The 21480-nt window shown below is 65.6% G+C and carries 29 protein-coding genes and 1 tRNA gene; 11 read left to right on the forward strand and 19 right to left on the reverse strand.

The features are described from left to right. Positions 1-33: 33 nt before the first annotated feature. Entirely contained in the window at positions 34-729 is a 696-nt protein-coding gene (locus QOL62_RS07505) for an arylesterase (protein ID WP_283405778.1), read from the forward strand. A gap of 25 nt (positions 730-754) precedes the next feature. On the opposite strand, the gene recF is transcribed toward QOL62_RS07505, so the two are convergent. Continuing rightward, positions 755-1858: a DNA replication/repair protein RecF gene (gene recF / locus QOL62_RS07510; RefSeq protein WP_283405779.1), complete on the reverse strand. Its 1104-nt coding sequence runs from the start codon at positions 1856-1858 to the stop codon at positions 755-757. A gap of 58 nt (positions 1859-1916) precedes the next feature. Further along, a complete protein-coding gene (locus QOL62_RS07515; RefSeq protein WP_103727612.1) occupies positions 1917-2657 on the reverse strand; it encodes a queuosine precursor transporter in 741 nt (246 codons plus the stop codon). Positions 2658-2755: 98 nt separating this feature from the next. Here QOL62_RS07515 and QOL62_RS07520 point away from each other — a divergent pair. After that, positions 2756-2832, forward strand: a tRNA-Arg gene (locus QOL62_RS07520). 56 nt (positions 2833-2888) lie between these two features. On the opposite strand, the gene QOL62_RS07525 is transcribed toward QOL62_RS07520, so the two are convergent. From QOL62_RS07525 to QOL62_RS07560, 8 genes are all read right to left on the reverse strand, one after another. Beyond that, positions 2889-3683 carry an NUDIX hydrolase gene (locus QOL62_RS07525; RefSeq protein ID WP_283405818.1) on the reverse strand — a complete coding sequence of 265 codons (795 nt, stop codon included), beginning with the start codon at positions 3681-3683 and terminating at the stop codon, positions 2889-2891. 326 nt (positions 3684-4009) lie between these two features. Beyond that, on the reverse strand, positions 4010-4339 hold the full coding sequence (grxD, locus tag QOL62_RS07530; protein WP_283405780.1) for a Grx4 family monothiol glutaredoxin: 330 nt from the start codon (positions 4337-4339) through the stop codon (positions 4010-4012). Positions 4340-4369: 30 nt separating this feature from the next. Further along, positions 4370-4603 carry a BolA family protein gene (locus QOL62_RS07535; protein ID WP_283405781.1) on the reverse strand — a complete coding sequence of 78 codons (234 nt, stop codon included), beginning with the start codon at positions 4601-4603 and terminating at the stop codon, positions 4370-4372. 23 nt (positions 4604-4626) lie between these two features. Beyond that, positions 4627-4944 carry a DUF1476 domain-containing protein gene (locus QOL62_RS07540; protein WP_103729436.1) on the reverse strand — a complete coding sequence of 106 codons (318 nt, stop codon included), beginning with the start codon at positions 4942-4944 and terminating at the stop codon, positions 4627-4629. A 143-nt stretch (positions 4945-5087) separates the two neighbouring features. Further along, positions 5088-5687, reverse strand: a complete 600-nt coding sequence (gene leuD, locus QOL62_RS07545; protein WP_283405782.1) for a 3-isopropylmalate dehydratase small subunit — start codon at positions 5685-5687, stop codon at positions 5088-5090. Continuing rightward, positions 5687-5869 carry a hypothetical protein gene (locus QOL62_RS07550; protein ID WP_103729434.1) on the reverse strand — a complete coding sequence of 61 codons (183 nt, stop codon included), beginning with the start codon at positions 5867-5869 and terminating at the stop codon, positions 5687-5689. The genes leuD and QOL62_RS07550 overlap by 1 nt, the downstream gene beginning before the upstream one ends. Before the next feature lie 26 nt (positions 5870-5895). Then, positions 5896-7335: a 3-isopropylmalate dehydratase large subunit gene (leuC, locus tag QOL62_RS07555; RefSeq protein WP_103729433.1), complete on the reverse strand. Its 1440-nt coding sequence runs from the start codon at positions 7333-7335 to the stop codon at positions 5896-5898. Between the two features lie 80 nt (positions 7336-7415). After that, positions 7416-7766, reverse strand: a complete 351-nt coding sequence (locus QOL62_RS07560) for a hypothetical protein (protein WP_283405783.1) — start codon at positions 7764-7766, stop codon at positions 7416-7418. Positions 7767-7936: 170 nt separating this feature from the next. Here QOL62_RS07560 and QOL62_RS07565 point away from each other — a divergent pair, with 170 nt between their 5' ends. The 3 genes from QOL62_RS07565 (at position 7937) to QOL62_RS07575 (ending at position 10264) form a co-directional block, all read left to right on the forward strand. Then, positions 7937-8458, forward strand: coding sequence for a sterol desaturase family protein (locus QOL62_RS07565; RefSeq protein ID WP_283405784.1), 522 nt, complete (start codon positions 7937-7939; stop codon positions 8456-8458). 192 nt (positions 8459-8650) lie between these two features. Beyond that, a complete protein-coding gene (locus QOL62_RS07570; protein ID WP_103729430.1) occupies positions 8651-8905 on the forward strand; it encodes a hypothetical protein in 255 nt (84 codons plus the stop codon). Positions 8906-8977: 72 nt separating this feature from the next. Beyond that, entirely contained in the window at positions 8978-10264 is a 1287-nt protein-coding gene (locus tag QOL62_RS07575; RefSeq protein ID WP_283405785.1) for a L,D-transpeptidase family protein, read from the forward strand. A 25-nt stretch (positions 10265-10289) separates the two neighbouring features. Here QOL62_RS07575 and QOL62_RS07580 read toward each other — a convergent pair whose 3' ends face one another. Next, positions 10290-10649 carry a YbaN family protein gene (locus QOL62_RS07580; protein ID WP_103729428.1) on the reverse strand — a complete coding sequence of 120 codons (360 nt, stop codon included), beginning with the start codon at positions 10647-10649 and terminating at the stop codon, positions 10290-10292. Next, positions 10636-11046 carry a SufE family protein gene (locus QOL62_RS07585; protein WP_283405786.1) on the reverse strand — a complete coding sequence of 137 codons (411 nt, stop codon included), beginning with the start codon at positions 11044-11046 and terminating at the stop codon, positions 10636-10638. Before QOL62_RS07585 ends, QOL62_RS07580 begins: the two co-directional genes overlap by 14 nt. Positions 11047-11126: 80 nt before the next feature. Here QOL62_RS07585 and QOL62_RS07590 point away from each other — a divergent pair, with 80 nt between their 5' ends. After that, on the forward strand, positions 11127-13196 hold the full coding sequence (locus QOL62_RS07590; protein WP_283405787.1) for an NAD(+) synthase: 2070 nt from the start codon (positions 11127-11129) through the stop codon (positions 13194-13196). Between the two features lie 467 nt (positions 13197-13663). Here QOL62_RS07590 and QOL62_RS07595 read toward each other — a convergent pair whose 3' ends face one another. The 7 genes from QOL62_RS07595 to QOL62_RS07625 are packed head-to-tail and all read right to left on the reverse strand — an operon-like array spanning position 13664 to position 16214. Then, on the reverse strand, positions 13664-13909 hold the full coding sequence (locus QOL62_RS07595; protein ID WP_103729425.1) for a hypothetical protein: 246 nt from the start codon (positions 13907-13909) through the stop codon (positions 13664-13666). Beyond that, positions 13906-14196, reverse strand: coding sequence for a hypothetical protein (locus tag QOL62_RS07600; RefSeq protein WP_103729424.1), 291 nt, complete (start codon positions 14194-14196; stop codon positions 13906-13908). The genes QOL62_RS07595 and QOL62_RS07600 overlap by 4 nt, the downstream gene beginning before the upstream one ends. Beyond that, on the reverse strand, positions 14196-14501 hold the full coding sequence (locus QOL62_RS07605; protein ID WP_103729423.1) for a hypothetical protein: 306 nt from the start codon (positions 14499-14501) through the stop codon (positions 14196-14198). The genes QOL62_RS07600 and QOL62_RS07605 overlap by 1 nt, the downstream gene beginning before the upstream one ends. Positions 14502-14512: 11 nt before the next feature. Beyond that, entirely contained in the window at positions 14513-14797 is a 285-nt protein-coding gene (locus QOL62_RS07610) for a hypothetical protein (RefSeq protein ID WP_103729422.1), read from the reverse strand. Positions 14798-14828: 31 nt separating this feature from the next. Next, complete coding sequence (locus QOL62_RS07615; RefSeq protein ID WP_283405788.1) at positions 14829-15215, reverse strand: PspC domain-containing protein; 387 nt, start codon at positions 15213-15215, stop codon at positions 14829-14831. A 28-nt stretch (positions 15216-15243) separates the two neighbouring features. After that, positions 15244-16026, reverse strand: coding sequence for a phage shock protein PspA (pspA, locus tag QOL62_RS07620; RefSeq protein WP_103729420.1), 783 nt, complete (start codon positions 16024-16026; stop codon positions 15244-15246). Next, entirely contained in the window at positions 16023-16214 is a 192-nt protein-coding gene (locus QOL62_RS07625) for a hypothetical protein (RefSeq protein ID WP_103729419.1), read from the reverse strand. The genes pspA and QOL62_RS07625 overlap by 4 nt, the downstream gene beginning before the upstream one ends. A 161-nt stretch (positions 16215-16375) precedes the next feature. Here QOL62_RS07625 and pspF point away from each other — a divergent pair, with 161 nt between their 5' ends. From pspF to QOL62_RS07650, 5 genes are all read left to right on the forward strand, one after another. After that, positions 16376-17407: a phage shock protein operon transcriptional activator gene (pspF, locus tag QOL62_RS07630; protein WP_283405789.1), complete on the forward strand. Its 1032-nt coding sequence runs from the start codon at positions 16376-16378 to the stop codon at positions 17405-17407. Positions 17408-17537: 130 nt separating this feature from the next. Further along, positions 17538-18299 (forward strand): EAL domain-containing protein, encoded by a 762-nt coding sequence (locus QOL62_RS07635; protein WP_283405790.1) that lies wholly within the window; start codon positions 17538-17540, stop codon positions 18297-18299. A 215-nt stretch (positions 18300-18514) separates the two neighbouring features. Next, complete coding sequence (rimP, locus tag QOL62_RS07640) at positions 18515-19075, forward strand: ribosome maturation protein RimP (RefSeq protein ID WP_283405819.1); 561 nt, start codon at positions 18515-18517, stop codon at positions 19073-19075. A 3-nt stretch (positions 19076-19078) separates the two neighbouring features. Next, complete coding sequence (gene nusA / locus QOL62_RS07645; RefSeq protein ID WP_283405791.1) at positions 19079-20728, forward strand: transcription termination factor NusA; 1650 nt, start codon at positions 19079-19081, stop codon at positions 20726-20728. Beyond that, entirely contained in the window at positions 20709-21464 is a 756-nt protein-coding gene (locus QOL62_RS07650) for a DUF448 domain-containing protein (protein WP_103729415.1), read from the forward strand. Before nusA ends, QOL62_RS07650 begins: the two co-directional genes overlap by 20 nt. Positions 21465-21480: the final 16 nt, after the last annotated feature.

The raw sequence follows: 21480 nt of genomic DNA on the forward strand, positions 1-21480 counted from the left end.
CCATCCGACAAGTCGGTCTTTCAGGAGAATGCCTTGCGCCATCCTTCCCTCGCGCTTCTCGCCGTTTCCTCCCTGGCTCTGGCAGCCTGCGACAACACACCGTCCGCCCCCCCGTCGAGCGCGAGTGTCGTTGATGAGCCGCCCGGGATCCCGGTGATGGGTCCTGAGCGGCCGATCCTGGCATTCGGCGACTCGCTTCTGGCAGGCTACGGTCTGGAGGATGGCGAAAGCTATCCGGACCGGCTTGAACAGGCGCTGCGCGCCCGCGGGGTGAATGCGCGCATCGTGAACACCGGGGTTTCCGGAGATACCACGGCTGCGGGTCTGCAACGCCTGGAGTTCACCTTGAAGAACCAGTCGGTGAAGCCCGAACTTGCGATCATCAGCCTTGGTGGCAACGACATGCTGCGTTCCCTTCCGCCGGAGGAGACGCGCGCCAACCTGGAGAAAATCCTGCAGCGGCTGAAGCAGGACGACATCCCCGTGGTGCTGCTGGGCATGCTGGCCGCGCCCAACCTGGGCAAGGATTACGCCGCCGCCTTCAACCCCATCTACCCGCAGCTGGCAGACACCTATGGCGCCGTGCTCGTCCCGTTCTTTCTTCAGCCCGTGATCGACAAGCCGGACCTCATGCAGGGGGACCACGTCCATCCGACCGCATTGGGCATCGACGCCATCGTGGCGGCGACTGTGGACGATGTCGCGGACGCCCTGCCTCAGACGAAATAGCGCTCTCGCCGCCGGAAGGGAGAGGTCAGGGCAGGCGCCGCACCGTCCCGGCGCTGACTTCCCAGACGGCCGCCTCGCCGGCAATAGCCTCGAACGGCGCCAGTTCGGTCCCTGTCAGCCAGACTTGCGCCGAGCCGGTTCGCAACCGATCGAACAGGGCCTGTCGGCGCAGCGGATCGAGATGCGCGGCAACCTCGTCCAGCAGGAGCAGGCGCGGGCGGCTGTCGGCGTCGAGGGCGTGTGCCGTCTCCAGCAGTCGCGAGTGCGCGAGGGTGATCGCGATCAGCATGGCCTTCTGCTCGCCGGTCGAGCAATCGGCAGCCGGCTGGTCCTTGCCCGCCATCGTGACGGCAAGATCGTCTCGATGAGGCCCCGTCAGCGTCCGCTGCGCGGCGCGTTCGCGCGCGCGGCCCTCGCGAAGGGCAGCGGCAAGCGCGTCCTGCTCCAGCGGACCGCCCGGCAGATACGCTAGCGAAGGACGGGCAAACGGCGCTTCCGGTAGCGCTGCCAGCTCCACCTGGAGCTGCGCGACGAGTTCGGCCCGGGCAGCGGCGACGAGCGCGCCCGCCTCCGCGATCTGCAATTCCAGGGCATCCAGCCAGCGTGGATCGGGCGTGCGCTCATCGGAAAGCAGGCGGTTGCGTTCGCGCAGGGCGTTGTCGAGCCGCGCCGCGTTGGCGGCGTGCCCCGGCACAATGGCGAGCACCAGCCGGTCGAGGAACCGGCGGCGGGCTCCAGCGCCTTCCACGAAGAGGCGGTCCATGGCAGGGGTCAGCCATCCGATCGAGAGCCACTCTCCCAGGCTCAGGGCAGATGCCTGCCCCCCGTTTACCTGGACCAGGCGGCGGCCGGGCCGTTCGGCGGCGCTGCCCGTGCCCAGCCGGACCGGCTCCCCCTTCCACGTCTGCAGGGATGCGTTCACCGCGAAGCCGCCATCGCCATCCTGCGCGGGGAGGTCGGCAAGCTGCGCGCGGCGCAGGCCTCGTCCGGGCGCCAACAGGCTGATCGCCTCCAGGATATTGGTCTTGCCTGCGCCGTTCTCCCCAACGAGCAGGTTGAACTGAGCCGTGCCCTCGACGGCGGTTTCGCGGTGGTTGCGGAAACGGGAGAGGAGGATACGATCGAGCATGTGGAGCGCGGCCTAGCCGTTCACCGGTGCGGGCTCAATCCTTCTGCCCGCCGACCGATCAGGCCGGTCCCGCCTTGGCGAAGGGGGAGAAATCGAGGTTCTCGTCGAACACCTCAACGCCCTCACGCGCCTTCAGCCAGCCCACGACCGCGTAAGTCACGGGGGTGAGCACGGCCTCCCATAGCACCTTCATGCCCCAGTTCGTCACCATGACCGTCAGTACCTGCTCGTGAGTCCAGATGCCGAGGAAGGCGATGGGATAGAAGAAGGCGCTGTCGACAGCTTGCCCGAATACGGTCGAGCCGATGGTCCGCAGCCACAGATGGCGCCCCGCCGTGAGCAGCTTCATCCTGGCGAGGACAAAGGAGTTCACGAACTCGCCGGCCCAGAAGCCGATGAGGGAGGCAAGAACGATGCGCCAGGTGGAGCCGAACACCATCTCGTAGGCGGCCTGGCCATTCCAGCCATCGGCCGGGGGCATTGCAACGACGATGAAGCTCATGAAGGCCATGAAGATCAGGGCAATGAAGCCAGCCCAGACGCAGCGGCGAGCGTTGGCATAGCCGTAGACTTCGGTGAGAACATCCCCGATCACGTAGCTGACCGGAAAGAAGAGGATGCCAGCGCCGAAGGTCACACCCTGCCAGCTCGCCAGCTTCGATGCCCCGATCAGGTTCGACAGCAGGAGAATCGCCACGAAACCCGCCATCACATAATCGAAATACCGATAATGCCGCCGCGCTCCTGCAAGGCCGTCGATGCGGGAGAGGGACGATGCGGTGTCGGCGGGCGCGTTCATGGCCTGTGCGTAACGTGGCTTTCCAGCCCCGCAAAGCACAAGTTTGGTAACGCTACAGGTTTGCGCATCCGCTCATCCGCGCTATGGGAACCCTGCGCGCGCCCGTAGCTCAGCTGGATAGAGCACGAGCCTTCTAAGCTTGGGGTCGCAGGTTCGAACCCTGCCGGGCGCGCCAGACCTGCACCACCTTCGCCCGAAGCGCGCCGCCTGACGGACGGCTTGCCTCACGTTCTATCCCCGTCGCGCGCTGCTCTTGAGCTGGCCGAGTACCGGGTAGCCGAGGCCGTCGGGAATAACCAGCCACTCCTCGCCATCGCGCAGTTCGATGGCCGGATGGATGCGATGAACCGGATGTGCCGCGATGTCGGCGAGAGCTTCGGCGTGGCCGGCGTATTGCGCCAGTCGCTCAAGATTGCGGCGTGTGGGAAAGATCACTGCGATCTCTCCGCGATCGGCCATGGCTAGGGCGTCGGCGGCGCTGGTCCAGAAGAGGCGGGAATTCTCGGTCGCGTCGACGGTGACATCCACCGCCCCGGTGCCGAGATCCAGCACGAAGAACCGGGTGTCGAAAGCGCCTTCCCACAAGGGGCACCAGTGGGCGAAGAACGCCAGCCGGCCAAGGTCCAGTTCCCATCCGAAGTGTGCGAGAACGGTGTCCAGCCGGCCGGTCTCCAGAAGCATCGCCCGTGCGGCAACGGCTTCCCGGGCCGTGACGGGGGTGCGGATGGCGATGAGGAGGCCCGTCTCTTCCAGCGTTTCGCGGACGGCTGCAATCCGTGCGGCGGCGATCTCCTCGAGCTGGTCCGGCAGAAGCTGACGGGCAAGGTCATGATCGGCGGGGTCGACGCGGCCGCCCGGGAACACGGCAGCGCCGCCTGCGAAGCGCATCCCGTCCGATCGCTGCACCATCAGCAGTTCGGGCGGTCCGCCGTCAGCGGCATGGCGGAAGATCACGACGGTGGCGGCCGGAACGACACGGACACCCTGCGAAGGCATCGGCAGGTGGGAAGGAGCACTGGGAAACATGGCTGGACCGTTGCCGATGGCGTGCAGGCCCGCAAGGAGAATCGCGATGGAAGCGGCCATACCGCGGAGGCGGGTGTCGGCAGACTTTACATGTTGATGTGAGACGGGCGCGCGGCCGGCACGGCGAAGCGCCTGATTTCAGGCGCAAATGAAAACTGGCACGGCGCCTGCTTAAGGAGTATTGTACCCCGAGAGCAGTCTCGACTGAGGCGGGACCGGTCAGTCTCCCGGTTCCGCCTCCCCGGGGTTCCCGATCAGCCTGAAGGAAAAGCAAAAGGCCCGGGAAGTGGTTCCCGAGCCTTCACTATTCGCGTCTGGCCGAAGGGTCAGGCCTGTGCGGCGATTCCACTATCGTTCATGAGCTGATGCAGCTCTCCGGCCTCGTACATCTCCATCATGATGTCGCTGCCGCCGACGAACTCACCCTTCACGTAGAGCTGGGGAATCGTGGGCCAGTCGGAGAAGGTCTTGATGCCCTGACGGATCTCCATGTCCTGCAGCACATCGACGGTTTCGTAGGAGACGCCGAGGTGATCGAGGATCGCGATCGCACGGCTCGAGAAGCCGCACTGCGGAAACAGCGGAGTGCCCTTCATGAAGAGAACCACATCGTTGCTGCTGACAATGTCGCCAATGCGGGCGTTGACGTCGGACATTTTATAGAACCCTTGGTTTAGTATGCGACGTCAGTTGGGGACGGCGGTGGTAAGTTGCAAGGCGTGGAGCACACCGCCCATGCGGCCGCCCAGAGCCTCGTAGACCAGCTTGTGCTGGATGACGCGGGGCTTTCCGGCGAAGGCTGTCGAAACGACGTGGGCGTAATAGTGATCACCGTCACCTGCAAGGTCGGTGATCGTCACCTCTGCATCCGGCAGGGCTGCACGGATGAGGGTCTCGATCTCTTCGGCGGACATCGCCATGTGTCAATCCTCAGGGTTTCGCGTCAGCCAAGAAGCTGGCGACGGGCTTCGACCTGCTTGGCTTCAAGAGCCGTGCGCACTTCACTCTCGGACGTATCGACGCCCGCGGCGGTGAGATCGCCCAGCAGCTTGCGGATCACGTCCTCGTCGCCGGCTTCTTCGAAGTCGGCCTGGACCACGGCCTTGGCATAGGCTTCCGTTTCGGCGTGCGAGAGCTTCATGCGCTCGGCCGCCCATTCGCCGACAAGGCGGTTGCGCCGCGCCTGGATGCGAAACTGAGTGTCGGCATCAAGAGCGAACTTGGCTTCTTCTGCGCGCTCGCGATCCTGGAAACTGGTCATTGGGACAACCTCTGTCGTGGAGCTTCAGGCTTGCCGATAGGGAACGCCGGGGACCGGGGCAATCCCTGTTTCGCGCGACCTTCAACGATCGACAGGGTGCAGTGTCTGCTTCCCCGCCGGATCAGGGCAGGGAAGCGGTCTTGTCAGGCGGCGACGGTCGCCTGGGCCAGGAACGGCAGGGCGTCCTTTGCCTTCGCCTCGTAGCTGCCGATGGCGTCACCCTGCGCCATGGTGAGGCCTACCTCATCAAGGCCGTTAAGCAGGCAGTGCTTGCGAAAGGCGTCGATCTCGAAGGTGAAGCGATCCTGGAACGGCGTGGTCACCGTCTGAGTGTCGAGATCGACGTCGATCGGGTGCTCCCGCGCCACGTCCATGAGGCGGTCGATCGCCTCCTGCGGCAGGGCCACGGTGAGGATGCCGTTCTTGAACGCGTTGCCCGAGAAGATGTCCGAGAAGCTGGGCGCGATCACGCAGGTCACCCCCATGTCGAGCAGAGCCCAGGCGGCATGTTCGCGGCTGGAACCGCAGCCGAAGTTGTCCCCGGCGATGAGGATCGGGGCGCCGGCCCAGGTTTCGTCCGTGAAGACGTTGCCCGGCTCCTTCTTCACCGCTTCGAATGCACCCTTGCCAAGGCCTTCGCGGGTGATGGTCTTGAGCCAGTGCGCAGGGATAATGACGTCGGTATCGACGTTCTTGCGGCCGAAGGGGATCGCCTTGCCGGCGACGTGGCTGATCGGCTGCATCAGTCGGTCTCTGCCGGGTAGTGCGGCGCGGTGCCGGTCTGGCCGGGCTGCGGCTCCTGCGTCTTCTTGTCCTTGCGGCGCTTCACGAAGAGGAGGGCGGCGGCGATTGCGGCCGAGCCGATGGCGGCGCCGGCGGCGATTGCGGCCTTGCCGGCCAGCGAGTTGTCGGATTCGTGGGACATGAACCTATCCTATCAGCTTGTGCGCGTCAGATCACGGGCGCCAGGTCGCGCACATCGGTCAACTTGCCGGTGACGGCAGCCGCCGCCGCCATCGCGGGACTCATCAGGTGCGTGCGCGAGCCAGGCCCCTGCCGCCCGGTGAAGTTGCGGTTGCTGGTGGACGCGCAGCGTTCGCCTGCCGGCACCTTGTCCGGGTTCATGGCAAGGCACGCCGAGCAGCCGGGCTCGCGCCATTCGAGGCCGGCGTCCATGATGATCTTGTCCAGCCCCTCCGCTTCGGCCTGCGCCTTGACGAGTCCCGAACCCGGCACGACGATCGCCCACTTGACGTTGCCCGCCTTGCGACGTCCCTTCAGCACTTCGGCGGCGGCGCGGATGTCCTCGATGCGGCTGTTGGTGCAGCTGCCGATGAAGATGTTCTGCACTTCGACGTCGGTAAGGCGCGTCCCGGGCGTCAGGCCCATGTACTCGAGGCTGTGCTTCACGGCATCGCGCTTGGATGCGTCCGCGAAGTCCTCCGGTGCCGGGACGACGCCGCCGATGCCGGAGGTGTCTTCCGGGCTGGTGCCCCAGGTGACGGTCGGCTGGATGTCCTCGGCGCGGATGAACACGGACTTGTCGTAAGTCGCGCCTTCGTCGGTGGCGAGGCTCTTCCACCACGCTACGGCCTTGTCCCAGTCCTCGCCCTTTGGCGCATAGGGCCGGCCCTTGACGTATTCGAATGTCGTTTCGTCCGGAGCGACCAGGCCGGCGCGGGCGCCCGCTTCGATCGACATGTTCGAGACCGTCAGGCGCCCCTCGACGGACATCTCGCGGAAGACATTGCCGGTGTATTCGATGACGTAGCCGGTGCCGCCGGCGGTGCCGATCACACCGATGACGTGGAGAATCACGTCCTTGGGCGTGACGCCGGCCCCCAGAGTGCCCTCGACGCGGACCTCGAAGGTCTTGGACTGCTTGAGCAGCAGGGTCTGCGTGGCGAGCACGTGCTCCACCTCACTGGTGCCGATACCGAAGGCGAGGGCGCCCAGACCGCCGTTGCAGGCGGTGTGGCTGTCCCCGCACACGATGGTCGCGCCGGGCAGGGAGAAGCCCTGTTCGGGGCCGATGACGTGAACAATGCCCTGTTCGGGATCGGCGTCCCCGATGTAGCGGATGCCGAAGGCCGGGGCGTTCCTTTCCAGCGCTTCCAGCTGCTGCGCGCTTTGCGGATCGGCGATGGGAATCCGGTTGCCGGCAGAGTCCCGGCGGGCGGTGGTGGGCAGGTTGTGATCGGGCACGGCAAGCGTAAGGTCCGGACGGCGTACCGGTCGACCGGCGGCGCGAAGGCTTTCGAAAGCCTGCGGGCTCGTCACTTCATGCACGATGTGCCGGTCGATGTAGATGAGGCAGGTACCGTCGTCGCGCGTGTCGACGACGTGGGCGTCCCAGATCTTCTGGTAGAGGGTGCGCGGTGCTGTTGTCATGATTGAGCGCGAATAGGCGCCCCTGCTCCGCAATTCAAGCGGTGCAAAGGCGCCTTCGTGCGTAATTTTATTGTGGCGGCTTAGCGGCGCTGATCGTGACGGTCCGTGCGCAACTCTGCCTTGATACGGTCGACGCGATTCTGAAGCGTCCGGGTTTCCTGACGGTTCAGCCCGTTGCGTGCGTAGCTGGTGTAGAGCTTCTGGACCTGGGCGGCGTCGCGGCGCAGGTTCGTCGCCTCTCGCTGCGAGATGGTCCGGCGGGCGGCGGCGCGGTCGATCTGGGCACGCAGGCCGCTGATCTCGGCGCGAACGCTGGACGACTGGCTGGACGTCTGGTGACGGGGAGCGGCCTCCGCGATCGCGGGAGTGACGGCGGTGAAGCCCAGCGCGGCGACGAGGGCGGGAGCGATGATCTTCGTGAACGTGCGCATGACGGTCTTCCTTGTTGAACTCTGAAACCGGAAGCGGTGGCTGTAAGGACCGCTTCGTTGCATTCATTTCTAGGTCTTTGAAGATGAACGCCAGCTACATGGCCTGTCGCACAGATGTCCGACTTTGTAAGAGAGTGTCGCAAGCTGCGGAGCGGCTGCTATAAGGGGCCATGTCCAGCCTTGCAGCCATACTGATCGTCCTCGCCTCCGTTGCCGGCATGGAGTTCGTCGCGTGGGCGAGCCACAAGTACATCATGCATGGCTTCGGTTGGGCATGGCATCGCGATCATCATGAACCGCATGACCGCCTCCTCGAGAAGAACGATCTCTATGCCGTATTCGGGGCCGGAATCAGCATCGCCATGTTCGCCGTCGGGTCGCCGCTGGTCATGGCGAACCGGGCCTGGGAGCCTGGGACGTGGATCGGCCTTGGCGTCCTGGTCTACGGCATCATCTATACGCTGATTCACGATGGCCTCGTACACCAGCGGTACTTCCGCTGGGTGCCGAAGCGCGGCTACGCCAAGCGGCTGGTGCAGGCCCACAAGCTGCATCACGCCACGATCGGCAAGGAGGGCGGCGTCAGTTTCGGCTTCGTGGTGGCCCGCAACCCTGCGGTGCTGAAGCGCGAACTTCGCGCGCAGCGCGCGAAGGGCATCGCCGTGCTGCGCGACGCGGTGGAGGAACGGTAGGGCGGCTCTGTCCTGACCCTTCGAGGCTCGATTTATCCCGCGAGGGAGACGTTTCGGCGCGAATGCGGCACCTTTTTGCCTTGCAGCATGACCGGAACGCATTCTTCGCGAGTTTCGGCAGGTACCTTGTAGCAGTGCCACGGGAGCGACGGTCCTGTCCTCCCGGCACGTATTCTTTAGAGGAACCTTCGCATGAAGAAAGGTCTCATCGCTCTTGCACTGGCAGGCGGCATCGGCGTCGCGGGTTGCGCGCAGAAGGACGAGCCCCTCGCCGCGGCTCCGCCGCCACCCCCGCCAGGTGCCGTAGCCGGCTCGACCGCGGCCGACCGCAACGGCGACGGTGTCATCGATGGCTACTATACGGCCGACGGTGTCTATCACCCGAACTACACGCCGCCGCCTCCGCCGCCGCCGCCGGCTCCCGACCGCACCGGTGAGAAGGGCTGACGCAGCAGCTTCATGAATGTCCGTCCGTTTCTCCGCGGCCCGGCCTCAGCCGCGCTGCTAACCGCGCTTGTCTTGACCGCCACGCCGGCAATCATCCACCCGGCGCAGGCGGCGGCCGCCAAGACGGGCGCTAAAGCCTCACCCGCGAATGCCGCCGACCGCGCGACGGCGGCAGCGATACGGGGCGAAGCTGGCGGCAAGCTCGCATCATTCTATGCAGGCACGAATTTCGAGCCGGTTTGGAGCGTAAAGGGCCGAATGGGCCCGAGCGCCCGAAAGCTGATCGGCTACATCGAGGATGCGCGCCTCGATGGGCTCGACCCCGACCGCTACAAGCCGGATGCCCTGCGTGCGGCGGTCGCGGCAGCCGACAGGGGCGGTGCGGAGAAGCGGGCGCAGGCGGACATCGCCTTGTCCCGGGCCTTCGCCCGCTACGTTGCCGACATGCGAAAGGCGCGTGATGTCGGCATGACCTTCGCGGGCAAGGGGTTGAAGCCGTCCCGCCCGGCGGATGACGCCGTCCTGCGCGTGGCGACCATGCGCAGGCTGGGCGCCTATATGGACGAGATGGGCTGGATGAGCCCTCACTACGTCCGCATGCGCGAGGCGCTGCGGGCGGCTGAAGCTCGGGGGGCGGACCGCGAGACGCTGGAGGTGTTGCGCCTGAACCGGGAGCGGGCGCGCGTGCTGCCCTCTCCTGCGGTGCGGCATATCGTTGTCGATGCCGCCGCCGCACGCCTTTACTACTACCAGAACGGGGAGCAGGTCGGCTCGATGCGCGTCGTCGTCGGCACCGCCCGGACGCAGACACCGATGCTGGCCGGATACCTGAACTGGGCGATCTTCAACCCATACTGGAACGTGCCCGATTACCTCGTGCGGGACAATGTCGCCCGAAAGGTGCTGTCCGGCCGCACGCTGGACTCCATGAACATGCAGGCGCTGGCCGACTGGAGCGATGAGCCCGCCGTCCTCGATCCTGCGAAGATCGACTGGCAGGCGGTTCGCGACGGGCGGCAGGACCTGCGTGTCCGTGAACTGCCGGGGCCGGTGAATTCGATGGGGAAGGTCAAGTTCCTGTTCCCCAACGACGAAGGCATCTACCTTCACGATACGCCGAACCGCGATCTCCTGGCGAAGGATGCCCGGTTCTTCTCCAACGGCTGCATTCGTCTCGAGGATGCGGCCGAGCTTGGCCGGTGGATGATGGGCAAGGCCTACGGAGCGAAGGGCAAGGCGCCTGAACAGGCCGTGCCGCTGCCCGCGCCCGTCCCGGTCTACCTGACCTATCTCACGGCGACGCAGACGAAGAAGGGCTTCGCGCTGCTTGACGACGTCTACCAGCGCGACCGGAGGTGACAGGGGGCGGCCGCGTTTCGAAGCATCACTCCGGGCGGGTCCAGATCCAGGTTCCCACGGTAGCCAGAACCGCGAGCGGGATCAGCAGCCACCAGCCCCCCGCCGTCATCCCTACGACGAGTGTGCTGAACGCCATCGTGCCAAGGGCCGCGTACTTGCCCCGGCGGGTGATGGCGCCCCGGTCCCGCCACTCGCGCAGGTGAGGGCCGTACTTCGGGTGCCGGTAGAGCCGCTCGGCCCACTCCGGATGACTTCGTGAAAAGCACCAGGCGGCGATGAGATAGAAGACGACCGTGGGCAGCAGCGGGATGAAGATACCCAGCGTGCCCAGCCCGACGAAGAACGCTCCGCCGGCGATCCAGAGGGGCCGGCTAAGCCTGCGCATAGCGCGCGGCGGTTTCCCGGATCAGCGCGATCATGTTGGGCACGCCTTGCGTGCGGTTGGACGAGAGCTGGTTCTTCAGGTCGAACGATTCCAGCGCGGCGGCGATGTCGGTTTCGGCGACCATGGAGGCCGGCTTGTCCTGCACGGCTGCGATCACCAGAGAGACGATGCCCTTTGTGATCGCCGCGTTGCTGTCCGCCAGGAAGTGCAGCGTGCCGTCGTCCCGCGCCATGGGATAGACCCAGACGCTGGCCGAGCAGCCGCGCACTTTCGTCGCGTCGGTCTTCAGGGCATCGGGCATGGCGTCGAGTTCGCGGCCCAGTTCGATGAGGAGCCGATAGCGTTCGTCGCCGTCGAGGAACTCGTACTCTTCGCGGATGTCATCGAGAGATCGCATGCAATGGGCATTTAAGGGCGGGAACGGGGAGGGCAAGGGGAACATTGCCTCGGCTATGCGTTCCTGTCAGGGAGATGCCGATGAACGAAACGCCCAAGACCCAGCCGAGCCACCCGTTCTTTGCCATGCACGAGCATGGCTTCGTCCGCGTTGCCACGTCGACGCCGCGGGTCCGCACCGCCGACGTCGCCACCAATGTCGCGGCCGTTTTGGAAGAAGCGCGCCGCGCTCACGCTGCGCACGTCGATCTTCTCGTCTATCCCGAACTGTGCCTGTCCTCCTATGCGATCGACGACCTGCACCTGCAGGCCGCGATGATCGAGGCGGTCGAGGCGGGCATCGCCGATATCGTCAAGGCAAGCGCCGATCTTTCGCCCGTCCTGCTCGTGGGGGCGGCGCTGGAGCGCAGCGGGCGGCTCTACAACTGCGCCCTGGTGATCGCGCAAGGTCGGCTGCTGGGCGTGGTGCCCAAGTCCTACCTGCCGAACTACCGTGAGTTCTACGAGAAGCGCTGGTTCGCCAGCGGCAAGGCGATCCGTGGCTCGACGATCGTCGTCAACGGGCAGGAGGTGCCGTTCGGCGTGGACCTCGTCTTCGCCTCGTCGGTGCTGAAGAACTTCCGCTTCTTCGTCGAGATATGCGAGGACTTCTGGGCGCCGACGCCACCGAGTTCGCTGGGCGCGATGGCGGGTGCGACGATCCTGTGCAACCTGTCCGCATCGAACATCGTGATCGGCAAGTCGGACGAGCGCCACATGCTCTGCCGCGCGCAGTCCGCTCGCGCGGCGGCGGCTTACGTCTACTGCGCGGCCGGGCATGGCGAAAGCACGACGGACCTGGCCTGGGACGGGCAGGGAATCGTCTACGAACTGGGCGACCTGCTGGCTGAGTCCGAACGCTTCGCCCTCGACGCGCAGCTCTGCATCGCCGACGTTGACTGCGACCGGATCGCGATGGACCGCATCCGCCTCCCGACCTTCAACGACGCTTCGGACGTGGCGGGCAGGCCGGAGGAGACGTTCCGCACGATCACCTTCCGCCATGCGCCGGCGGAAGGCGACATCGGCCTGCACCGCCCGATCCGCCGCTTCCCCTTCGTTCCGGCCCGCGCCGACAAGCTCGATGCGGATTGCTACGAGGCGTTCAACATCCAGGTCGATGGCCTGATGCGGCGGCTGGAGTCCACCGGCTCGAAGTCGATGGTCATCGGCGTCTCGGGCGGCCTTGATTCGACGCACGCCCTCATCGTGGCGGCGCGCGCGTGCGACCGGCTGGGCCTGCCGCGCACGATGATCCGGGGCTACACGATGCCTGGCTTCGGCACGAGCGAGGGCACCAAGTCCAACGCCTGGAAGCTGATGGACGCGGTCGGCATCACGGCGGAGGAGATCGACATCCGTCCCGCCGCGCGCACCATGCTGGAAGGCATCGGCCATCCCTTCGGCCGTGGCGAGCCGGTCTACGACGTGACGTTCGAGAACGTGCAGGCGGGCCTGCGCACGGACTACCTGTTCCGCCTCGCCAGTCAGCATTCAGGCTTCGTCATCGGCACGGGTGACCTGTCGGAACTGGCGCTGGGATGGTGTACCTATGGCGTGGGCGACCAGATGAGCCATTATGCCGTCAACGCCGGCGTTCCCAAGACACTGATCCAGTACCTCATCCGCTGGTGCGCCACGACGGACCAGTTCGACGCATCGACGGAGCAGGTGCTGCTCTCGATCCTGGCAACGGAGATTTCGCCCGAACTGGTCCCGGCCGGGGAAGACGGCGCGATCCAGAGCACCGAAAGCAAGATCGGGCCTTACGAACTCAACGACTTTTTCCTGCACCACATCATGCGCTTCGGGCAGAAGCCCTCCAAGGTGGCCTTCCTCGCCTGGCACGCCTGGCGCGACGCCAGCGCGGGCAGGTGGCCGGCGGGCTTCCCTGAAGAGAACAAGAACCAGTACGACCTGGCGGCGATCCGCGGCTGGCTGGAGAAATTCCTGCGCCGCTTCTTCGCCTTCAGCCAGTTCAAGCGTTCGGCCATTCCCAACGGCCCCAAGGTGTCGTCGGGTGGCGCTCTCAGCCCGCGCGGCGACTGGCGTGCCCCATCGGACGCCAGCGCGGCGGTATGGCTGGCGGAGCTGGACGCGAAAGTGCCCTGACCCGCGCGGGCGCCGGACGGCGCACGGCAGGCAGGGCTGATCGCCCGCTGGCGAATGCGGGCTTTACGCCTTGGGGAAAACGCGAGGCAAAACCGGGCCGGCGTCGGGGCGTCCCTGCTGGAACGCGGGGAGGGAGACTGTCGTGCGAACGGCCGGGTAGCAGTCAGGACAGCCCGGCGCGACCCTGTGACGGAGACGGTTCGGACAGGCCGTGCGGGTTCGCAAGACAGGGCTGTGTCCGCTTTCGTGGGAAGCTGCCTTCACGCAGAAGGCTACCGATTGCACGAAAGTTGGGGTGGAGGGGCCGCTGTGCCGCCCGTCCAGTGAACCGCTCCGGGAGGACGCTCGTGGCGTGGTCCACGGCTTTACACCCGCGCACCGCCCACAACGCCGACCCGAGACACCTTGGCGGACGAGGCCCCGTCTGCCGCAGATGGCGAGGTTTGTAACCTAATGGGTGAAAAATGTCAATCGCGCAACGCGTCGATCTCGCGCGCGAGATCCTTGCCGCGCTGCTCGTCGGTGGCGATGCGTTCCAGCACGGCGATACGCTTGCGCATGGCGTCGACTTCCCGTTCAAGCTCGTGCTCGCGCGCTGTGTGATCGTAATCTCCATCAGCGCGCTTGTCGCTGAGTGCGCGGTACCGCTGGGCCTTGAGCCAGGTCACGCACGCGATGGCGAACAGAACGACGACGGCGGTCCAGAAGCTCATTGTGTAGTCACCTTCGTCTCGTCTTTGCGCAGCGCCTCGATCTGAAGGGCGATCGCGTGACCGCTGCTTCCATCGGTGATGATCCTTTCCAGGACACGCACCCGATTTTCAAGCTCGCTGTTGTGCGTGGCGTACTGGGCGGCCCTTTCCGCCGTCGCGCCCGCGGTGATCTCCAGCTTGCGCTCGAGGAACTTGAGGCGCCGCTTGTACATCTCGGCCAGAATCGCGAAGATAGAGACCATCGCGATGAGCACGGCGCCAAGGCCCATGAAATCTCCGAAGCTCATCAGGCAGCGTCCTTTGCGCGGCCGTCGCGCAGTGCCTCGATCTGCGCTGCGGTGACGTACCCGGTGTCGGTGACGATGGCCTCGAGGGTAGCAGCGCGCCCTTCCAGCGCGTCCAGCCGCGCGCGAAGCTGCGCGTTCTCCTCGGCAAGCCGCTCGTTCACGGCCTTGCTGGCCGGTTCGGTCTTGCCGCCCCATTCGTCTTCCAGCGCATAGCCGTGGCGCGCCCGGATCCAGTTGTTGATCAGCCAGCCGGCGGTGCAGATGCCGACGATCACCAGCACGAAGTCCGCGTCTCCCCAGTTCATCGTGCTTCTCCTCAGTTCATCTTGGGCTGCGGGGCGCGGGCGGCTTCCACCTCGCGCTTGTCCCGCAGGGCCTCGATCTGGAGGGCGGTGTCGTAGCCCCCGTCGGTGATGATGCGTTCGAGTACACGCACCCGTTCTTCCAGCTCGCGGCTATGCGAGGCGTACTGGGCGGCCTTTTCCGCGGTTGCCTCGACCTGCAGTTCGGCCATGCGCCGCTGGTGGCGGGTCCAGATTGCGAAGCTGCCGACGATGAAGGGGGCGAGCGGTATGAGCAGTGCGAGAATACCGGCGTCCATGATTGTCGTCCCTGTTTGCCCGGAGTGCCGATCAGCGCAGCGAGTCGATCTCGGCCGCGAGGCGGGAGCTGCTGTTGGAGTAGTGCGCTTCCATGTCGGAAAGGCGGCGGTCCATGTCCGAGAGGTCGGAGCGCAGGTGGCTGGACCCGATCGTGCCGCCCTTGCGGGCGCGGCGACGTTCCATCCGGCGCAGCAGGCGCATTTCCTCTTCCTCCGAGTAGAGGCCCATCGGCCGCTTCTGCGCCAGGAAGGCGATGGCGAAATAGAGCGGGAGCACCACCGGCGAGACGAAGACGAGCAGCAGGATTGCCGCCAGCCGGATCCAGAACGCGTCGACCTCGGTGTAGTCCGCGATCCCGGCGCACACGCCGCAGATCTTGGCGTTGGACTTGTCGAGATAGAACTGTCCGCGAGACATTGTCGTTTCCCTTCTATGCTCTGCTGTCTTACTGCTTGTTCATCTGGCGCTTCATCTCGGCGAGTTCCGCGTCGATGGTGTCACCATCGGCGAGCGCGGCGATTTCCTCGGCGAGGGTCGGCTGGCGGTGGTCGGAGAGGCTCATGGCCTCGGCACGGCCTTCGGCGTAGTCGACGCGGCGCTCGAGCTGGTCGAACCGGGCCATCGCCTCGTCCACGCGCTCGTTCGACAGGAGCGTGCGCAGTTTGACCCTGTTTTCGGCGCTCTGCAAGCGTGCCGCGATGGACGACTGGCGGCTGCGGGCCTCACGAAGGCGCGTCTGCAGCTTTTCGATGTCGGCCTCGTAAGCGCGCAGCGCATCGTCGAGCACCAGGATCTCGGCAGAGAGCTGTTCGCCCATGTCGGCGGCCTTCTTGCGCTCAAGCAGGGCGGCCCGGGCCAGGTCCTCGCGGTCCTTCGAAATGGCGAGCTGCGCTTTGTCCGCCCAATCGGCCTGAAGCTTCTCCAGCTTGGCGACGTGGCGACGCAGTTCCTTCTGGTCCGCGATGGTGCGGGCCGAGCTGGTGCGCACTTCGACAAGCGTCTCTTCCATCTCGAGGATGATGAGGCGGATCATCTTCGCCGGATCGTCGGCCTTGTCGAGAAGGTCGTTGAAGTTGGCGGCGATGATGTCGCGGGTGCGGGAGAAGATGCCCATGGCCAAATGTCCTGTCGTAAACTGTCGGGTTTCGCCCGTTTCAAGGCGGTATGCGCGCCGGGCGCCCTGCGGTGGATTCTGGAGCAGTTCGATCTCCGCGTCGAGCCTGCTCATGCGAGCGGCGCTCCGCAGGAATGGGACATCGGCGCGGCATGGGCCTGGGGCACGGCGACCTTGTCGGCCAGCGCAACCAGGTTCAGCGCGCCCATTGCCAGCAGGCTGGCGATGATCGCCCAATCGAGCTTGGTGCGGGCCAGTGTGGAGCGTCCCTGGCCTGTGGTCTTGGCGGTGATCGGGAGCATGTCGAAGTTTCCTCTAGTCCTGAACTTGTGTCTTGCGAACTCTTCAGCAAGCCCCGTGCCAAATTGCGAGAACGCCCGATTTCCTGGGTTTGTCCAGGACTCTCCCGGGATGAACGGGAAATGAATTGCCAAGATGCGGCGAATTCCACTAACCTTTGGGAATGGAGCGCGATGTGCAGTTCATCGGCCAGTCAACGGCCTTCCTCGATGCGGTGGAGCGGGCAAGCCGCGCCGCCGCCGTGCGTCGGCCGGTGCTTGTCATCGGGGAACGCGGGACCGGAAAGGAACTGATCGCCCAGCGCCTGCACCATTTGTCTCCACGCTGGGGTGAGCCGCTGGTGACGCTCAACTGCGCGGCGCTGCCCGAAACCCTCATCGAAGCCGAACTGTTCGGCCACGAGGCCGGCGCCTTCACCGGAGCCACTCGGGCGCGGGCCGGGCGGTTCGAGGAAGCCGATCGCGGCACCCTGTTCCTCGACGAGCTGGGCAACCTTTCCATGGCGGCGCAGGAGCGCCTGCTGCGCGCGATCGAGTACGGGGAGGTCGTGCGCATCGGCTCCTCGCGCCCGCTGACGGTGGACGTGCGCATCGTCGCCGCCACCAACGCCGACCTGCCGCGCATGGCGGCCGAGGGCGCCTTTCGTGCCGACCTCCTCGACCGCCTGAGCTTCGAGGTCATCACTCTCCCGCCGCTGCGGGCCCGGGAGGGTGATGTGCCCGAGCTTGCGGACTACTACGGCCGCCGCATGGCCAGCGAGTTGGAGTGGGGGCGCTTCCCCGGCTTTTCCGCCGCTGCGGTTGAGGCTCTCGAGGCGCATGACTGGCCCGGCAACGTGCGCGAACTGCGCAACGTGGTGGAGCGCGCGGTGTACCGCTGGGGAGATGAAAGTTGCCCGATCGACGAAATCGTCTTCGATCCCTTCGCCAGCGCCTGGGATCTGCGGGAACTGCCGCAGGGGCCGCAGGAAGGGGTTCCTGTCCTGCCCTGCGCATCCGAGCCGGCGCCTGCCGAGGCGGCATCGGCATCGGCATCGCTGCGCGAGGCTGTGGAGGCGCATGAACGCGCGCTCCTTCTGGCCGCTCTTGAGCGGCTGCGCTGGAACCAGCGCAAGGCGGCGGCTTCGCTGGGGCTGACCTACGACCAGCTCCGGCACTGCATCCGGAAGCACGGCCTGCACCAGAGCCGGGATTAGCCCCGGCCCCGCTGCGTGATGCGGCGGCAGGTCGCGCCCCTCGGACTGGCTTCAACCCGCGTTAACCCTATCTTATACAGCGTGCGCGATAGTCTCAGGCCTTACAGTCGCAGGCCTTGAGGAGATGCGCATGCAAACCGGTTGTCAGGGCTGCAGGTCCACGGATCATGAATTCTCGATCGCGATGGCGTTCCAGCCCATCGTCGATGTCGAGACGGGACTGCCGTTCGCCTATGAGGCCCTCGTGCGGGGCGCTCAGGGGGAGGGTGCGGCACAGGTTCTTGCACAAGTCACGCCCGAGAACCGCTACGCCTTCGACCAGAAGTGCCGCGTGGCAGCCATTGAAGGAGCGGTGGAGGCGGGCATTCTTGCAACCGGCGCGCGGCTTTCGATCAATTTCCTGCCCAATGCGGTCTATTCTCCGCTCGCCTGTATCCAGCTCACGCTGAAGACCGCGAGCGCCGTGGGCTTTCCGACGGACCGCCTGATCTTCGAGTTCACCGAGAATGAGGAGATGGTGGACACGGAACACGTTCGCGGCATCGTCGAAAGCTACCGACGCATGGGATTTTTCACCGCACTGGACGATTTCGGCGCAGGACATGCCGGCCTCGGCCTTCTTGCGCAGTTCCAGCCGGACTTCATCAAGCTTGATCGGGAACTGATCCGCGGAATAGACGCGAGTTCGCAGCGGCGGGTGATCGTGGCAGGGATGATGGATATCGCCCGGGGGCTCGGCGTCACCGTGATTGCCGAAGGCGTGGAAACGCCGGGAGAGTTCGCGGCCTTGCGTGCGCTGGGAGTCCGGCACATCCAGGGCTATGTGCTCGCAAGGCCGGGGTTCCGAACGCTGCCGGTCGCGACCTTGCCCCCAGCCGTTCACGCGGACTGATCCCCAGGATCCGGGAGTGGCTGCGCGTCCTCTCGGGTCTGCTTCCGATCTTCCTGAGTTTGCGCCCAAGTCCTCCTTGCAATTTTCGGGAATCGCGCCTATCTGGCGCTCATCCCGTAATTGGTGAAACAACGAACGGGCTGGCGCCGGTAGGGGCCGGCGCGAAGTCGCGTTGCACCAGCTGCGCCGCATAACACATGTCTACGGAGCCAGGATTGGTCGATATCGCACGTCTTACCGAAGTCATCGAGCCGGAGGTCAAAGCCCTGGGCTTCGATCTCGTGCGCGTGCGCATCTTCGGAAAGAGCGAAGTCGGTGACGACGAGATCGCCCTGCAGATCATGGCGGAAAACCCGGCGACCGGGCAGCTTGTCCTCGATGACTGCGTCGCCTTGTCGCACCGCATCTCGGATCGCATGGATGCGCTCGAGGAAGCGGGCGAAACCCTGATCGAGGAAGCGTACCGCCTCGAAGTCAGTTCGCCCGGCATCGACCGTCCGCTCACCCGTCCCAAGGACTATGCCGCCTGGGCTGGGCATGAGACGAAGGTGAACCTCGTCAACCCCGTGGAAGGCAACCGCAAGGCTCTCCATGGCGATCTCGTCGGCATCGAAGGGGATGTCGTGACGCTGGACGACAAGAAGTCCGGCCGCGTCTCGTTTCCCCTTTCGGACATTCAATCGGCCCGCCTGATCCTCACCGACAGGCTGATCGCAGCAACCCGGCCGCTGGATACCAGCGGCGCGGACGACATTCTTGAGGAACAGGAAGACTAAGCCATGGCTAGTGCGATTTCCGCCAACCGCGCCGAGTTGCTCGCGATCGCGAACTCCGTCGCGTCGGAGAAGATGATCGACAAGTCGATCGTCATCGAGGCGATGGAAGAGGCCATTCAGAAGTCGGCCCGCAACCGTTACGGCGCCGAGAACGACATCCGTGCGAAGCTCGATCCGCGCACCGGCGACCTGCGCCTGTGGCGCGTCGTCGAAGTGGTCGAGCATGTCGAGGACTACTTCAAGCAGGTCGATCTCAAGCAGGCCGAAAAGCTGCAGAAGGACGCCAAGATCGGCGACTTCATCGTCGATCCGCTGCCTCCGGTGGATCTGGGTCGCATTGATGCGCAGTCCGCGAAGCAGGTGATCTTCCAGAAGGTCCGCGACGCCGAGCGCGACCGCCAGTACGAAGAGTTCAAGGACCGCGCGGGTGAAATCATCACCGGCGTCATCAAGTCGGTCGAGTTCGGCCATGTGATCGTGAACCTCGGCCGCGCCGAGGGTGTGATTCGCCGCGACCAGCAGATCCCGCGCGAAGCCGCCCGCGTCGGTGAGCGCGTGCGTGCGCTGGTCCTGCGCGTGGAGCGTCAGAACCGCGGTCCGCAGATCTTCCTCAGCCGCGCGCACCCGGACTTCATGAAGCGCCTTTTCGCGCAGGAAGTGCCCGAAATCTACGACGGCGTGATCGAGATCAAGGCCGCCGCCCGCGACCCGGGCTCGCGCGCCAAGATCGGCGTCATCAGCCACGATCACTCGATCGACCCGGTCGGCGCCTGCGTCGGCATGAAGGGCAGCCGTGTTCAGGCCGTCGTGCAGGAAATGCAGGGCGAGAAGATCGACATCATCCCCTGGAGCGAGGACACCGCGACCTTCGTCGTCAACGCCCTCCAGCCCGCGACCGTCAGCCGCGTCGTCATCGACGAGGAAGAAAGCCGCATCGAAGTGGTGGTGCCCGATGACCAGCTGTCGCTGGCGATCGGCCGTCGCGGTCAGAACGTGCGCCTCGCCTCGCAGCTGACCGGCTCACAGATCGACATCATGACTGAGGCGGAATCTTCGGAGAAGCGCCAGAAGGAATTCGTCGAGCGCTCGAAGATGTTCGAGGAAGAGCTGGACGTCGACGAGACGCTTTCGCAGCTGCTGGTGGCCGAAGGCTTCAGCGAGCTGGAGGAAGTCGCTTACATCGACGTCAACGAGCTGGCTGCGATCGAGGGCTTCGACGAAGAACTGGCCGAGGAACTCCAGAGCCGTGCGCATGAGGCGCTCGAGCGTCGCGAGGACGCGAATCGCGAAGCCCGCCGCGCGCTGGGCGTCGAGGATACGCTGGCCGAACTGCCGCACCTTACCGAAGCGATGCTGGTCACTCTGGGCAAGGCGGGCATCAAGACGCTTGACGATCTGGCGGACCTCGCCACCGACGAGCTGATCGCCAAGAAGCGCTCCGAGCAGCGTCGCCGTGACGGTTCGGTGAACCGCCGCGCCCGCGACGAGGACAAGGGCGGCGTGCTCGGCGAGTATGGCCTGAACGAAGAGCAGGGCAACGAGATCATCATGGCTGCCCGCGCGCACTGGTTCGACGACGAAACCGAAGCGCAGGACGCCCCCGTGGCCGATGCGCAAGCTGAGGAGGCCGCCGATGCGGAATCCTCGCAATGAGCGCGTAAGCTCCGACATTGACGGCAGCTCGGCGGAGAGGACATGCATCCTCTCCGGCGAGAAGGCTGTGCGCGGAGAGTTCATCCGTCTGGCGATTTCGCCGGACGGGCTGGTCCTTCCCGACGTCCACGCGCGTGCCCCGGGGCGCGGCGCGTGGATCGGCGTATCACGCGCAGACCTTGAAATTGCGGTGTCGAAGAACAAACTAAAGGGAGCACTGGCGCGTGCATACAAGGGCGCGCCGATCACCATCCCCGAAGATCTTGCCAACAGGATCGAGGCCGCGCTCATCCGCGCTCTCACGGACCGGCTGGGGCTTGAGATGAAATCGGGCAGGCTGCTTCTGGGCTCGGACCGCATCGCGCAGAACGCGCGTGAGGGCCGGGTGGAGTGGCTCGCCCATGCCGCCGATGCGCGCGAGGATGGCTCGCGCAAGCTCGACCAGGCCTGGCGCGTGGGGAGCGAGGCGGAAGGATCCGGTCTGAGAGGCATCACCTTGCCTCTGGACCGGGAGGCGCTGTCTGTGGCATTGGGCCGCGACAACGTCGTTCACCTGGCGCTGAACGATCGCGGAGCGGCTGACCGAGTCGACTCGCAGCTAAAGCGCCTCCTGCATTTCCAGGGGCAGGTTATCAGCCGGGAGGCCCCGAACGGGGACGGCGGCCAACGTGACTTGGATGCCGGCTTGGATGATGAAAACGGAGCGGCACCGGCCGCGTCCGTCACGACGAATTGACCGAAGGGCGAAGACG

Origin of the sequence: Novosphingobium panipatense (assembly GCF_900182875.1) — a bacterium.
Classification (GTDB): domain Bacteria; phylum Pseudomonadota; class Alphaproteobacteria; order Sphingomonadales; family Sphingomonadaceae; genus Novosphingobium; species Novosphingobium panipatense.